Here is a 15201-nt window from a genome sequence, read left to right as displayed (position 1 = left end):
GCGTTATTTACAGTGCCGCTTCGTCAGATTCGCCGGTACGAATGCGAATGACGCGCTGCAGTTCGGCAACGAAAATTTTGCCGTCGCCAATTTTGCCGGTGTAGGCCGCTTTGCTAATCACATCAATCACTTCATCAAGCTGATCGTCAGCAATCGCGACATCAATTTTTACTTTTGGCAGAAAGTTAACGCTGTATTCCGCCCCGCGATAAAGCTCGGCATGACCCTTCTGACGACCAAAGCCTTTCACTTCGGTGACAGTCAGTCCCTGAATACCCATTGAGGACAATGCTTCACGCACGTCTTCCAGTTTGAATGGTTTGATTACCACCGTAACCAGCTTCATAGATCCCCTCCAGTCAGAATTCGGTAATGGCCGCAGCTCACGCAGAAGGTATTGCAAGGGGTGTGCCAGAAATGAAAACGAGAGAGAAAAGCGGTGCGACGAGCGTTATGCCGTCTTCCTTAACGAACCGGCGAAAAAAAACGCACCATGTCGGTGCACGGTGCGTTTCAGTATTGCACCAACAGGAATGACTGTTAGCGCGTTGCTTTGTTTTGGTGCATCAGGCGCTGAGCGACTCTTCCTCGCGCACGCTGGCCGCGAGCTCTTCGCCCGCCAGCTGAAGCTGATACATCTGCCAGTAGCGCCCTTTGGCTTCCAGCAGCTCACGGTGCGTCCCGCGCTCCACGGCTTGTCCACGATGCAGCACCAGAATGGTATCGGCATCGACAATGGTGGAAAGGCGATGGGCAATCACCACCAGTGTCGTATGGTCGCGTACCGCGGCCAGCGCCTGCTGGATGGCCTGCTCGGTGCCGGAGTCAATGCTGGCCGTCGCTTCATCCAGAATCAGCACCTGCGGGGTTTCAATCAGCACCCGCGCCAGCGCGAGAAGCTGCTTTTGCCCAACGGAGAGGTTGTTTCCCTGCTCGCCCAGCCGGGTATTAATCCCGTCGCTAAACCCGCGCGCCAGGTCTGCCAGCTGCACTTTTTCCAGCACCTCCCATACCTGCTCCTGAGAGTAGTCTCGCCCCAGGGTCACGTTGGCGTAGAAGGTATCGGCCAGGACGACCGGATCCTGCTGCACCATCGCGACGCCTTTACGCAACACGTTGTGGCTGAGAGACGCGAGCGGGCGTCCGTCGAGGCGGATTTCGCCTTGCGTGACCGGGTAGTAGCCCATCAACAGGCTGGCGAGCGTGCTCTTGCCGCTGCCCGTATGTCCCACCAGCGCCACGAAACCGCGCGACGGGACATCCAGCGTAATGTCCTGCAACACCAGCCGGTCTTCGCGATAGGCAAACGAGACGTTATCAAAGGCAATGGCGCCGCTTTGCAGAGGTCGCTCGTCACGACCGTAGGCCTGACGCGGCCTGTCCATCAGCTCAAACACGCGCTCGCCGGCGACGACCGCCTGCTGCAGCATCGATTGCTGGGTCGTGAGCTCGATCAGCGGCTCGTTAAGGCGCCCCAGATAGCTAATAAAAGCGTACAGCACGCCCACTTCAATCGTACCGCTTGAGCTCAGGCCAAAGAGCATCAGTAAACCGCAAAGCACCAGCGCAGAGAAAAGGCTGAGCAGCGGACGCAGCAGGAAGCCGTCGAGGCGCAGCGTCTGCATACGCGCCATATAGTGCGATCGGCTGGCTTCGCCCATCCGCTCGCCAAAGCGCGCCTGCTGGCGGAACTGCTGGATGACGCTCATGCCGTTAATCACTTCGTTGAAGCCATCGTTAATGTCGGCCAGATAGGCGCGCACCCGACGCACGATTGGCGTGCTGTAGCGCTGGTAGATGATCATCACGATCAGCACCGCCGGGAAGATGGTAATCGCCACCAGCGCCATGCGCCAGTCGAGGCTGAACATCGCCACCAGCATCGCGCCGATCAGCGCCGCACTGCGTAACACCGTCGCGACCACGGTGACGTACAGGTCGCGGATCACTTCGGTATCGTTGGTCACGCGCGAAATCACCTGCCCGACCGGCTGGATATCAAACTCGCTGAGCGGCTGGCGAAGCGCCGCGTCCATTACATCCGTGCGCAGCTGCTGAACCACGCCCACGGCGGCACGGTTAAACAGCAGCGACTGCGCATAGTGCAGCCCTGCCGCCGCCAGCTGCAACCCAACGTAGGCCACGCCTAAGCCCGCCACCAGCCCCAGCGGCAGGTAGCTTTTGGCGACCATATTGTCGATGAAGTAGCTGATGAGCAGCGGCCCGCTCACCTCAGCAATCGCCGCTATCCAGAGTAAAAGCACGGCCACGGAGAGCGGTTTGCGCCACGGCGAGCCGTAGGCCAGCAGACGTTTGAGCGTCGGCCACATCGTTCCGAGCTTACGCATTGGTGGCCTCCTGATCCTGTTCCGGCGCATCGTCCAGCGCCGCCTCAAGCTGTTGATAGCGGTACATATCGCGATACCAGCCCGGCTGCTCGGCAAGCGTTTCATGCTGCCCGCGCTGGGCAATGTGTCCGTGCTGTAAGACCAGAATTTCGCTGGCCTCGGTGAGCGCTGACAAACGGTGGGCGCTGATAATCACCGTGCGTCCGTCGCCCCACTGGCGCAGGTTATGCAGAATCTGATGCTCGGTACGACCATCCACGGCGGAGAGCGCATCATCCAGAATGAGGATTTCAGCATTCAGCAGCAGCGCGCGGGCAATCGAGATTCGCTGTTTCTGCCCGCCGGACAGCATGACGCCACGTTCCCCGACTTCCGTTTCGTAGCCCTGCGGCAGACGCAAAATATCGTCATGTACGCTGGCTAAGCGCGCCACGTGTTCGATCTCTTCCTGCGTCGCCGACGGGTGACCAAGCGCAATGTTATTCGCCACGGTGTCCGAAAATAAAAACGGCGTCTGGCTGACTACCGCCAGACGGCCACGCCACTCGTCCAGCAGCAGGTTCGCCAGGGGGATATCATGGAAACGGATATCGCCCTCGGTGACGTCAAAGTGGCGCTGAAGCAGAGAGAGCACGGTACTTTTTCCGGACCCCGTCGGGCCGCAGATGCCCAGCATCTGGCCCGGCCGCAGCGTAAAGCTAACGTTCTCCAGCACCGGATGTTCCGTTTGCGGATAGACAAATTTGCGAACGTCGACGTTCATAACGCCGCGCCCTTCCGGCACCGCTTCGCTGCCGTCATTGACCACCGGCGCTTCGGCCAGCATGGCGCGGATGCGGCTGTAGGCGGCGCTGCCGCGCTCTACGATATTAAACATCCAGGCCAGCGCCAGCATCGGCCAGATCATCAGCCCCAGATACATCGCAAAGCTGGTCAATTGCCCCAGGGTCAATGTGCCCTGCACCACCATCCAGCTCCCGCCGCCAATGGCAAGCAGGTTTGCCATGCCGATTGCGACATAAATCGTTGGATCAAATCGCGCATCAATACGCGCGACGCGCATGTTTTTCGCCCCCGTGTCTGCCGCATCGGCCGCAAACAGCGCGGACTGCCGATCTTCCAGGCCAAACGCTTTGATCATGCGGATGCTGGTCATGCTCTCCTGGGTGCGATCGTTCAGAGAAGAAAACGCCGCCTGCGCCAGCTTGAAGCGCTCGTGCAGCTGTTCGCCGTAGCGATTGATCGCCAGCGCCATGATCGGCATCGGCAGCAGGGCGAGCAGGGTTAATTGCCAGCTAATCTGCGTGGACATGACGATCAGCACCGCACAGCCCATCACCAGCGAGTCCACCAGCGTCAGCACCCCTTCCCCGGCGGCAAAGACCACGCGATCGACGTCGTTCGTCGCGCGGGCAATGAGATCCCCGGTGCGATGACGCAGATAAAATTCGGGATGCTGTCGGCTCAGCTGGCGGTAAAAATCTTCACGCAGCTCAACGGCCAGCTGATAGGACGCACCAAACAGCAGCACGCGCCAGACGTAGCGCAGGAGATAAACAATGACCGCAGTCAGCACCAGTGTGCCAACCCACATCAACACCCGTGCGGTGGTGTAATGCTGTTCAGTGACGCCATCCACGACGTAGCCCACCACCTTCGGCGGGATCAGCTGCAAAATGGCAATGATAATAAGCAGGGCGACTGCACCGAGGTAGCGTTGCCACTCCCGACGAAAGTACCAGCTTAATTGGGCAAATAATCGCACGCGGTTTGTTCCTGAAGGTATTTTACGAAGTTATTCAATAGGTAAGGCTGTGGTGTACTTAATCTGTTCCATGGCGAAGCTTGAGGTGACGTCCGACAAGCCCGGGACGCTGTTCACCAGCCGCTTGTAGAAATCATCATAGCGCTTCATGTCAGCCACCTGGACGCGCATCAGGTAATCGTACTCGCCGGCCATACGCCAGAAGCCGAGCACCTCGGGCATCTCAGACACCTGAGTGACGAAGCGGCAATACCACTCGCTGCTGTGGTGTTGGGTTTTTATCAGCACAAATGCCGTCAGCCCAAGCCCCAGTTTTTCGGGATCGAGTAATGCGACGCGCCCCAGAAGAATGCCGTCATCTTCCAGCTTTTTTAGGCGCTTCCAGCACGGTGTGGTAGTCAGATTAACGGCATCTGCCAGCGCCTGCAAAGAGAGGGTACAGTCACTTTGCAGCAATGAAAGGAGCTTGCGGTCAATTTTATCTAGCATACCCACCTCATAGAGAAAATTTTTCTCCCTTCATTCTATTTTAAAGGCCAGATAGCAACAATTTTTTCTGTGCTTTTCGCTATGCTGGGCACAAAATGACAAACGGATAACTACGATGAATAGCACCTGGGTTAAACATGCCATCAGCGAAATCAATGCCGACTACCAGCGCTCGGCGGATACCCACCTGATTCGCCTCCCCCTGCCGGGATTTGACGGTATTCATCTCTACCTGAAGGATGAAAGCACCCATCCTACCGGTAGCCTGAAGCATCGCCTGGCGCGCTCTCTGTTTTTATACGGTTTGTGCAACGGCTGGATCAAAGAAGGCACGACCATTATTGAATCCTCATCCGGTTCAACGGCGGTGTCTGAAGCCTATTTCGCTCGTCTGCTGGGCCTGCCGTTTATCGCCGTGATGCCCTCCTGCACCGCAAAACGAAAAATCGAGCAGATCGAATTTTACGGCGGACGCTGTCATTTTGTGGAAAGCGCCTGCGAAATCTATGCCGCCTCTGAAATGCTCGCCCGCGAGCTAAACGGCCACTATATGGACCAGTTCACCTTTGCCGAGCGCGCAACGGACTGGCGCGGCAATAACAACATTGCCGACAGTATTTTCCGCCAGATGACCCACGAACCGCATCCGGTTCCGTCGTACATTGTGATGAGCGCCGGTACGGGCGGCACGTCAGCCACTATCGGACGCTACATTCGCTGTCAGGGCTACGATACCCAGCTGATGGTAGTTGACCCTCAGAACTCCGTGTTTCTCGACTACTGGCAAAGCCGCGATGCTGGCCTGCGCAGTCCGGTGGGCAGTAAAATTGAAGGAATTGGCCGCCCGCGCGTGGAACCGTCGTTCATTCCTGACGTTGTCGACGAAATGCTCCGCGTGCCGGACGCCGCCAGCGTCGCCACCGCGCACTGGCTGGAAACGCAGCTCGGCCGCAAGGTGGGCGCATCAACGGGCACCAACATGTGGGGCGCACTGCAGCTTGCGGCACGCATGCGCGAGGAAGGCCGTACCGGCTCCATCGTCACGCTGCTGTGCGACAGCGGCGAGCGCTACCTTGAGACCTACTACAATGCGGAGTGGGTGCAGGCCAACATCGGCGACATCACCCCGTGGAAAGCGCAGATTGCGAAGCTGCTGAAATAAAAAAAAAGCCAGACCGAAGTCTGGCTTGCTGGAAGGGTCTCACTATTCGGGGGAATATGGGAGGTTGTTGTTGTCCAGCCAATGCGTCAAAAAATGGGACACCGCTTCGTTGCCGCAGTGTCCGATAACCGGCAGATGAGGAAGCTCTGCGATCAGCTGCGGCATCGCATTCCCCATAATCAGGCCGCGCCCCACGCTGCCCAGCATTTCGCGGTCATTCATGGCGTCGCCAAACGCCATACACTCCTGCAGCGTTAAGCCCAGGTGGTCGCTGAGCACCGCCAGGGCTGAACCTTTGTTACAGCCCACCGGCAGGACTTCAAGACAATCCACCGCCGAGAAGGTCAGGTGCGCCCGGTCGCCCAGCGCCTCATTTAACTGAATGCGTAAGCGGCAAAGATCGTCGTGATCGCCACAGAAGCAAATCTTGGTCACCGCGTGGGCAGGGATCCGGCGCAAATCGATAAGCTGGTATTTGAAGCCGCTATAAACATGCGCGTGCAACAATTCGGGGATTTCGCTTCCGGTAAACCAGCCTTGATCGTTGAATACGTGGATACTGGCCTGCGTGTCCCACGTGCTGTGCAGAACAATATCCGCCACTTCCGGGTTGAGATCCTGGCGGTGCAGTACCTCTCCTTCAACGGTGTGAATGCGCGTTCCGTTACCCGTGATTAAAAACGCATCCAGGGAAAACGTGCCCAGCAGATGACGCATCTCCAGCACGTGGCGGCCAGTGGCAAACGTCAGGGTGACATCACGCTCGCGCAGACGCTTCAGGGTACTCAGCGTTTTCTCCCCCAGACGGTGATCCGGCATTAACAACGTACCGTCCATATCAAATGCAGCGAGGCGGGCCATGATTACTCCTGAAATGTGATGCGATTAACTTGTGCATCAGTATCGTGTGAGATATACGGAAGTAATAGTGAATAGATGAAAATTATTGTTCCGGGTTTCTTATGCGCCAGCTTAACCGTCTTAACCAGTATCAACGCCTGTGGCAACCTTCCGCTGGCGCTCCACAGCAGGTCACCATAAGTGAGCTTGCCAGCCGCTGTTTTTGTAGCGAGCGGCATGTCCGTACCCTGCTGCGTCAGGCTCAGGAGGCGGGCTGGCTCAGCTGGCACGCGCGGTCTGGTCGCGGCAAGCGCGGTGAGCTGACGTTCCATGCCAGCCCGGAGTCACTGCGCAATGCGATGATGGAAGAGGCGCTGAAGAGCGGGCAGCAGCATAACGCGCTGGAGCTGGCCCAGCTTGCTCCTGAAGCGCTGAGATCGTTGCTGCATCCGTTTTTAGGCGGGCAGTGGCAAAACGACACGCCGACGCTGCGCATCCCCTACTATCGCTCGCTGGAGCCGCTTCAGCCGGGCTTTTTACCTGGCCGGGCGGAGCAGCATCTGGCGGGACAGGTATTTTCAGGCTTGACGCGTTTTAACGGTAACAGCAGTGAACCCACGGGCGATCTCGCGCATCACTGGGAGGTCTCTGCTGACGGGCTGCGCTGGCATTTCTACATTCGCTCCACCCTGCACTGGCATAACGGCGATAAAATAGAAACGGCGCAGCTCCAGCGAAGCCTGACGGCACTGTTGATGCTTCCCGCCCTGCGCACCCTGTTCAGGAGCGTTTTACGTATCGAAACAACGCATCCACAGTGTCTGACATTTATGCTGCATCAACCGGACTATTGGCTGGCGCACAGGCTGGCAACCTACTGCAGCCGTCTGGCGCATCCCGACTATCCTGAACTTGGCTGCGGCCCTTTCCGGCTGGCCGCCTTTGAGCCCGACCTGGTTCGTCTGGAAAGCCATGAGCAGTACCACCTGAGCCATCCGCTGCTCAAAGCCATCGAATACTGGATCACCCCCCAGCTGTTTGATTACAGGCTGGGCACCAGCTGTCGTCACCCGGTGCAAATCGCGATTGGCGAGGCCGATGAGCTTGAAACCCTGAGGCTGGTCAGCAGCAGCACCAGCCTGGGCTTCTGTTACCTCACGCTGAAACAGAGCGCGCGTCTGAGTGAGATCCAGGCGAAGCGGCTTATCAATATCATCCATCTCTCCAGGCTTCTACACACGCTTCCGCTCAACGAAGGACTCATTACGCCCACCGGGGAACTGCTTCCCGGCTGGACAATCCCCGAATGGCCTGACTTAACGGACGTTGCCCTGCCTGAGGCGCTGACGCTGGTTTACCATCTTCCCGTTGAGCTTCATACCATGGCCAGCCAGTTAAAGGCGTACCTGGCGCAACAGGGTTGTGACCTGACCGTCATCTTCCACGACGCCAAGACGTGGGACGGATGCCAGCAGCTTGCCGATGCAGACATCATGATGGGGGACAGGCTGATTGGCGAAGCGCCAGCGTATACGCTTGAGCAGTGGCTGCGCTGCGATGCCCTGTGGCCGCACGTCTTAAGCGCACCGGCCTACGCCCATCTGCAAGCCACGCTGGATGCGGTGCAGTCTCAGGCCGAAGCTCGGGACCGACACGCCGGTCTGCAAGCCATTTTCAACCGCCTGATGGAGAATGCGGTGCTGACGCCACTTTTTAACTATCAATATCAAATCAGCGCCCCGCCGGGAGTCAACGGCATACGCCTCAACACCCGCGGCTGGTTTGATTTTACCGAAGCCTGGCTACCCGCCCCCAAATCGTGAAGAAGCTGGTCGCCGCCGTAGCCAGACGGTAACATAACGTTTTTACCGTAACAGTCGAGATGATTTATGAAACGTGCCGTCGTCGTGTTCAGCGGAGGACAAGACTCTACAACCTGCCTGGTTCAGGCCCTTCATCAGTATGATGAAGTTCACTGTGTGACTTTCGATTATGGCCAGCGTCACCGCGCTGAAATCGACGTTGCCCGTGAACTGGCCCTCAAACTAGGGGCACGCGCGCACAAGGTGCTGGACGTTACGCTGTTAAATGAACTGGCCGTCAGCAGCCTCACCCGGGACAGTATTCCTGTACCGGACTACGAACCCGATGCCAGCGGCATTCCGAACACGTTTGTGCCGGGGCGTAATATTCTGTTCCTGACCCTGACGGCGATTTATGCCTATCAGGTAAAAGCCGAAGCGGTAATTACGGGCGTATGCGAGACCGACTTCTCAGGATACCCGGACTGCCGCGATGAGTTTGTCAAAGCGCTCAACCACGCCGTCAATCTGGGGATGGCGAAAGAGACGCGCTTTGAAACCCCGCTCATGTGGCTGGATAAAGCCGAAACCTGGGCGCTGGCCGACTACTGGGGCAAGCTGGATTTGGTTCGCAGCGAAACCCTCACCTGCTATAACGGCATCAAAGGCGACGGTTGCGGCCAGTGCGCCGCCTGTAATCTGCGCGCTAACGGGCTTAACCACTATCTTGCCGATAAAGCCGGCGTGATGGCGGCAATGAAGCAAAAGACCGGGCTTAAATAGCGTTTTTTGACCGTGCTGTCGCAAAACAGGTGTCGACAGCACGAGTGCGCCTTAATATGTCTTATACGATCATCAACTCCAGCTTTTCCCGCAATTCCCCTTCCAGCGGTAGCGCTTTCTGAGTTTTCAGATCGATACAGACAAAGGTGATCAGTGCATCAGCCACCACCTGCCCTTCTGGATCGAGCGTCACCACCTGGCTTAACACGCCGCTCTTGCCGTTTAGCTGTTGTACCTGGCTGGTCACGGTGAGCACATCGCCCAGCACGGCCGGACGGCGATAGTTGATGTTGATATTGACGACCACGAACGCGATGTTGTGCGCGGTCAGCCACTGAAAGCTTTCGCTGTTTTCCAGCCCGTCCCAGCGCGCTTCTTCAAGAAACTCGAGATAGCGAGCGTTATTGACGTGCTGATAAACATCAAGATGGAAACCGCGTACTTTGATTTTTGTCTGCATAGCGCAATAGCCTTTCATTGTTATAGGATCAGAGGTCATAACTGGTATGACCTCTTTATCCTGGCAAACTTTTGCCGCAGTGCAAGAAATTGCGTTATTACAGTGTCAGGTGTGAGAGGTTGCGCTCAACCAGCGCGCTGCCCATGCCCGGAACCTGTTTGAGATCGTCGACCGTTTTGAATGGGCCGTACTCTTCACGATAGCTGACGATAGCCTGCGCTTTTTTCAGGCCCACGCCATTCATTGCGCGGGCGAGATCCTCTGCCGAGGCCGAGTTAATGCTGACCCGCGTACCGTCATCATCCGCATTTTTACCGGCGTCAGCCGCTTTGGTCTGCCCTTGTACCGGCGCGGCCGCGTCAGACTTGCTCTGCGTAGCCTGTGGTTTGGCGGCGGTCGCCGCCTGCGCGCCCGCGCTCATCCCGGTGGTGGCAATAGCCAGCGTAATTAACAGTGCTTTGATTCCACATTTCATGCTGTTATCTCCTTGTTTGTTGACAGCCACGCAACGATAGCCGCCTGTGAAAACAGGCACAAACAGCAGATTGCAGAAATGGAAAAGGCCGCGAAAGCGGCCTTTAGTTTTTGCAGAGCGTTACGAAAATCTGCGAGCAGACACGTAATTACTGCTGCTGAGTCATGACATCGCCCAGCTTGATTTTGGCGTCTTTACGCAGGTTGCTCATCATGGCTTCGAAAGCAATCTGAGCATTGTTCTGAGTAATGCCCTGAACCATCGCCTTCTTCTGCGCTTCTGGCAGAGTGCCGGCTTTCACGTCGTCCAGCGCCAGCAGAACAACGTTACCCTGCATATCGGTGGTGGTACCGAAGCTTGGCTTGTCTTTTGCCGGCAGCGTCAGGCTAAACGCGGCCTGACTGATTGGGTCCTGACCGGTGCGGCTCAGCGTTTTTGCCTCACCGAAGCTCAGACCTGCCGCTTTCAGCGCGTCCTGTTTACCCGCTTTCAGATCGGCCAGAATCTTCTCAGCGTCCAGTTTAGCCTGCTGTTCTGCTTTGTTATGCTTAACCTGAGCGACGACCTGATCCTTCACTTCCGCCAGCGGTTTGACCGCTTCTGGCTTGTGCTCGCTGACGCGCAGAACAAAGGCGCGATCGCCGTCAACGGTAATGATGTCAGAGTTGCTGCCCGGCGTGCCGTTCTCGCCCACCAGACCACCGTTAAAGATGGCATCAGAAACCGGTTTGAAGTTCAGCTCTTCCGGCAGGTTGTCGCGACCAAACCAGCCGGTCTCAACCGCTTTTACACCCGCCGCCTGCTCTGCACCTGCCAGAGATTCGTTGTCGTTGCTGGCAGCATCGCTCACCTTCTGCTGCAGCGCGTAGTAGGCATCCAGGGCTTTTTCCTGTTTCACTTTCGCGGCAATATCATCACGAACCTCAGCCAGCGGCTTGGTTTTCGCCGGGGTGATGTCGTCCAGACGCACGACCAGGAAACCAACGGATGATTTAATCACACCAGACAGCTGGCCTTTCTCTTTCAGGCCGGCATTTTTCAGCTCGTCGGGCGTGGTTGCGTCTTCCAGCCAGCCCATATCACCGCCGTTTTTCGCAGAGATAATGTCGGTGGATTTCGCTTTCGCAAGGGTGGCGAAATCAGCGCCTTTGTTCAGCTCATCCAGTACCGCCTTAGCATCTGCTTCAGTTTTGGTCTGAATCACGCTGTAGCGGTTACGCTGCGGCTGAGTGAATTGATCCTGATGCTGGTCGTAGTAAGACTGGATCTCGGCATCAGACGCGCTTTCCTGCAGCGCAGCTGCATCCAGCTTGATGTAGCTGACGCGGAACTGCTCCGGAGAAACAAAGGCGTTTTTATTCTGCTCGTAGTAAGCATTAACGTCTGCGTCGCTCACCTGCTGTTTCGCCGCCAGGGCGTTCACATCAATGGTCGATTCACGGACCACGCGCTGCTGGGCCACCAGCGCGGCCAGTTCGTCGGTTTCACCTTTAAGCATGAAATCGGTACCCACGACAGCGTTAATGAGCTGCTGGGTTGTCAGCTGGTTACGCAGCGCCTGCGCGTACTGATCCGCCGTCATGCCCATCTGGTTAACGATACTGTTGTAACGCGCGTTGTCGAATTTACCGTTAGACTGGAATGCCTGAGTGGCGAAGATCGCTTTTTTGACCTGCTCGTCGCTGATGCCAAGGCCCAGCTTTTTGGCATACTGATCCAGCAGCGCTTCGTCGATAAGACGGTTCAGTGTCTGTTGGCGCAGGGTTTTCATGTACCCTTCATTCGCCGCCAGTTCAGAGAATTGGTCGCCCAGCTGTTGCTGCATACGGTTACGCTCACCGGCAAAAGCATTCTCGAACTGACCACGGCTGATTTCCTGGCCATTCACTTTTGCGGCATAGTTCGCGCCACCGCCAATAAGGTAACTGCTCACGCCGGTCAATATGAACGACACGATAATGATACCGAAAATAATCTTGAGCACGAGACTGTTAGCAGCCGTGCGTAAGCTGTCCATCATGGTGTAACAACACTCCGCTGTAGGTGACTGGTTACCTGACGCTGACGGTAAATCCTGCCCGTCGCGCGTGAAGGCGTATTGTGACAAGAAAACGGGGCGATTGTCAGCCCACAACTCGCATAAACTCGCACAAATCAGGTCTGGACAAACAAAAAAGGCACATCAAACGATGCGCCCTTGTACTATCCGGCTTCCCTGAAACGGGAAAGCAATCAGTTTACTGCGTCTTTCAGCGCTTTACCTGCACGGAAACCCGGCACTTTAGCAGCAGCAATGGTGATCTCTTTACCGGTCTGAGGGTTGCGGCCAGTACGGGCAGCACGCTCTTTAACAGCAAAAGTACCGAAGCCTACCAGTGCAACGTCGTCCCCAGCCTGCAGAGATTCAGTAACAGAAGCAATTAATGCATCTAACGCACGTCCAGCTGCAGCTTTAGAAATATCAGCACCAGCAGCAATTTTGTCAATCAGTTGAGATTTATTCACTGTTCTCTTCCTCTCTTTATAATTTATATCGCGCCTGAGTCCTTCACAACGCGACCGCGCAGCAGTTATATCAGGCCTGCCATGACCTTACAACACCCGTTGTTGATGGCTGACCTAATCAGCAATCTAAATTAGCTATACAAAAAAAGGCTGGCAAGTGCGAAATGACTTACCAGCCTTGTTTTTATTGACGCTCTTTGCGCGAGGTCACTATTTTGCGGTTACAACCTGCATTCCGGAGGGTTCATTCTGCAGTGCGAGACTGAGAACTTCCTCAATTCGCTTAACAGGATGGATCTGCAGATCGGCAATCACGTTGTCCGGAATCTCTTCCAGATCGCGTTTATTTTCGTAAGGGATCAATACGGTTTTGATCCCACCGCGGTGTGCCGCCAGCAGTTTTTCTTTTAACCCGCCGATTGGCAGGACCTGACCGCGCAGGGTGATTTCACCGGTCATTGCCACATCGGCACGTACCGGGTTGCCCGTCAGACAGGAAACCAGAGCGGTACACATGGCAATACCCGCGCTTGGGCCATCTTTCGGCGTCGCCCCTTCAGGAACGTGAACGTGAATGTCGCGTTTTTCGTAGAAATCCGGGTTGATACCCAGTTTTTCCGCGCGCGCGCGCACCACGGTCAGCGCAGCCTGGATGGATTCCTGCATCACTTCACCCAGCGAGCCGGTGTAGGTCAGCTTGCCTTTGCCCGGCACACAGGCGGTTTCGATGGTCAGCAGATCGCCGCCCACTTCCGTCCATGCCAGACCGGTCACCTGACCCACGCGGTTTTCGTTATCCGCGCGGCCATAGTCGAAGCGCTGAACGCCCAGGTAGGCATGCAGATTGTCACCGTTAATCACGATGTGCTTCAGACTCTTATCCAGCAGCAGCTGTTTTACCGCCTTACGGCACAGCTTAGATATTTCGCGCTCAAGGCTACGCACGCCCGCTTCACGGGTGTAGTAGCGAATGATGCCGATAATCGCGCTGTCCTCGACGGTCAGCTCGTTGGCTTTCAGCGCGTTACGCTCAATCTGCTTCGGCAGCAGGTGCTGTTTAGCAATGTTCAGCTTTTCGTCTTCGGTATAACCGGAGAGGCGGATCACTTCCATACGGTCCAGCAGCGGTGCCGGTATGTTCATGGAGTTGGACGTTGCCACGAACATTACATCGCTGAGGTCGTAGTCCACTTCCAGGTAGTGATCGCTGAACGCCACGTTCTGTTCTGGATCAAGCACTTCCAGCAGAGCAGACGCCGGGTCGCCGCGCATGTCCGACGACATTTTGTCGATCTCATCAAGCAGGAACAGCGGGTTTTTAACACCCACTTTCGCCATTTTCTGGATCAGTTTACCCGGCATGGAACCGATGTAGGTACGGCGGTGACCGCGGATTTCCGCTTCATCACGCACGCCGCCCAGCGCCATACGGATGTACTTACGTCCGGTCGCTTTGGCGATGGACTGGCCCAGAGAGGTTTTACCCACCCCCGGCGGTCCTACCAGGCACAGAATTGGGCCTTTAATTTTGTTTACACGGCTCTGTACCGCGAGGTACTCAAGGATGCGGTCTTTCACGCGTTCCAGGCCGTAGTGGTCAGTATCGAGGATCTCCTGGGCCTGACGCAGGTCTTTCTTGACCTTGCTGCGGGCGTTCCACGGAACCTGCACCATCCACTCAATGTAGCCGCGCACGACGGTTGCTTCAGCCGACATCGGAGACATCATTTTCAGCTTCTGCAGTTCTGCTTCGGCTTTCTCTTTCGCCTCTTTCGGCATCTTCGCCGCGTCGATTTTACGCTTCAGCGCTTCGTTTTCGTCCGGTGCGTCGTCCATCTCGCCCAGCTCTTTCTGAATGGCCTTCATTTGCTCATTCAGATAGTACTCACGCTGAGATTTTTCCATCTGCTTTTTCACGCGGTTACGAATGCGCTTCTCAACCTGCAGCAGATCGATTTCAGACTCCATCATCGCCATCAGATATTCCAGACGTTCGTTAACGTCGGACATCTCCAGCACGGACTGTTTGTCAGCCAGCTTCAGCGGCATGTGTGCAGCGATGGTGTCCGCCAGACGCGCAGGATCGTCGATGCTGTTCAGCGACGTCAGCACTTCTGGTGGGATTTTCTTGTTCAGCTTGATATAGCCTTCGAACTGGCTAATCGCGGTACGTACCAGCACTTCCTGCTCGCGCTCATCAAGTTCAGGCGAATCAAGGTACTCTGCCTTGGCAGAGAAGTGTTCGCCATCGTCTGACAGCGTGGTAATACGCGCACGCTGTAAGCCTTCGACCAGCACCTTCACGGTGCCGTCCGGCAGCTTCAGCATTTGTAAAATAGAGGCCACGGTCCCGACGGTGAAAAGATCGTTTACACCCGGCTCATCCGTTGATGCTTCTTTCTGGGCCACCAGCATGATTTTTTTATCATGATCCATGGCGGCTTCGAGGCAACGGATAGATTTTTCCCGCCCTACAAATAAGGGTATGACCATGTGCGGATAAACCACCACATCGCGCAACGGCAATACGGGGATTTCAATGCGTTCAGAACGCTCAGGATTCATAGAGCTC

General features: G+C 56.3%; 13 protein-coding genes. 3 read left to right on the top strand and 10 right to left on the bottom strand.

All coding sequences use genetic code 11. From position 1 onward, the window contains the following. Positions 1-7 precede the first annotated feature (7 nt). From glnK to IM294_RS07875, 4 genes are all read right to left on the bottom strand, one after another. Complete coding sequence (gene glnK, locus IM294_RS07890; RefSeq protein ID WP_008503304.1) at positions 8-346, bottom strand: P-II family nitrogen regulator; 339 nt, start codon at positions 344-346, stop codon at positions 8-10. 220 nt (positions 347-566) lie between these two features. Beyond that, positions 567-2348 carry a SmdB family multidrug efflux ABC transporter permease/ATP-binding protein gene (locus tag IM294_RS07885; RefSeq protein ID WP_049137520.1) on the bottom strand — a complete coding sequence of 594 codons (1782 nt, stop codon included), beginning with the start codon at positions 2346-2348 and terminating at the stop codon, positions 567-569. Further along, entirely contained in the window at positions 2341-4113 is a 1773-nt protein-coding gene (locus IM294_RS07880; RefSeq protein WP_045259904.1) for a SmdA family multidrug ABC transporter permease/ATP-binding protein, read from the bottom strand. Before IM294_RS07880 ends, IM294_RS07885 begins: the two co-directional genes overlap by 8 nt. A gap of 30 nt (positions 4114-4143) precedes the next feature. Continuing rightward, complete coding sequence (locus IM294_RS07875; RefSeq protein WP_008503307.1) at positions 4144-4602, bottom strand: Lrp/AsnC family transcriptional regulator; 459 nt, start codon at positions 4600-4602, stop codon at positions 4144-4146. 115 nt (positions 4603-4717) lie between these two features. On the opposite strand from IM294_RS07875, the gene IM294_RS07870 reads away from it, so the two are divergent. Next, positions 4718-5764, top strand: coding sequence for a PLP-dependent cysteine synthase family protein (locus IM294_RS07870; protein ID WP_150142952.1), 1047 nt, complete (start codon positions 4718-4720; stop codon positions 5762-5764). Positions 5765-5806: 42 nt separating this feature from the next. Here IM294_RS07870 and cof read toward each other — a convergent pair whose 3' ends face one another. Then, on the bottom strand, positions 5807-6625 hold the full coding sequence (cof, locus tag IM294_RS07865) for an HMP-PP phosphatase (protein WP_028012168.1): 819 nt from the start codon (positions 6623-6625) through the stop codon (positions 5807-5809). A 101-nt stretch (positions 6626-6726) separates the two neighbouring features. Here cof and IM294_RS07860 point away from each other — a divergent pair, with 101 nt between their 5' ends. After that, positions 6727-8427: an SgrR family transcriptional regulator gene (locus IM294_RS07860; RefSeq protein WP_126818304.1), complete on the top strand. Its 1701-nt coding sequence runs from the start codon at positions 6727-6729 to the stop codon at positions 8425-8427. Positions 8428-8493: 66 nt separating this feature from the next. Continuing rightward, complete coding sequence (queC, locus tag IM294_RS07855) at positions 8494-9189, top strand: 7-cyano-7-deazaguanine synthase QueC (protein WP_014882781.1); 696 nt, start codon at positions 8494-8496, stop codon at positions 9187-9189. 61 nt (positions 9190-9250) lie between these two features. Here the strand turns inward: queC and IM294_RS07850 are convergent, their stop codons facing one another. From IM294_RS07850 to lon, 5 genes are all read right to left on the bottom strand, one after another. Then, positions 9251-9649, bottom strand: a complete 399-nt coding sequence (locus tag IM294_RS07850) for a YbgC/FadM family acyl-CoA thioesterase (protein WP_014830880.1) — start codon at positions 9647-9649, stop codon at positions 9251-9253. Between the two features lie 97 nt (positions 9650-9746). Continuing rightward, positions 9747-10124, bottom strand: a complete 378-nt coding sequence (locus IM294_RS07845) for a helix-hairpin-helix domain-containing protein (protein ID WP_126818303.1) — start codon at positions 10122-10124, stop codon at positions 9747-9749. Positions 10125-10272: 148 nt separating this feature from the next. Beyond that, on the bottom strand, positions 10273-12144 hold the full coding sequence (gene ppiD / locus IM294_RS07840; RefSeq protein ID WP_126818302.1) for a peptidylprolyl isomerase: 1872 nt from the start codon (positions 12142-12144) through the stop codon (positions 10273-10275). Between the two features lie 212 nt (positions 12145-12356). Continuing rightward, positions 12357-12629 (bottom strand): nucleoid-associated protein HU-beta, encoded by a 273-nt coding sequence (gene hupB / locus IM294_RS07835; protein ID WP_002444653.1) that lies wholly within the window; start codon positions 12627-12629, stop codon positions 12357-12359. Between the two features lie 210 nt (positions 12630-12839). Beyond that, complete coding sequence (gene lon, locus IM294_RS07830) at positions 12840-15194, bottom strand: endopeptidase La (RefSeq protein ID WP_023334706.1); 2355 nt, start codon at positions 15192-15194, stop codon at positions 12840-12842. Positions 15195-15201 lie beyond the last annotated feature (7 nt).

The sequence above is a fragment of the Enterobacter cloacae complex sp. P43RS genome, from assembly GCF_014930585.1.
GTDB classification, from domain to species: Bacteria; Pseudomonadota; Gammaproteobacteria; order Enterobacterales; family Enterobacteriaceae; genus Enterobacter; species Enterobacter bugandensis.
The sequence above is the reverse complement of the archived record's forward strand: the minus strand, read 5'-3'. Positions and strand labels throughout refer to the sequence as shown.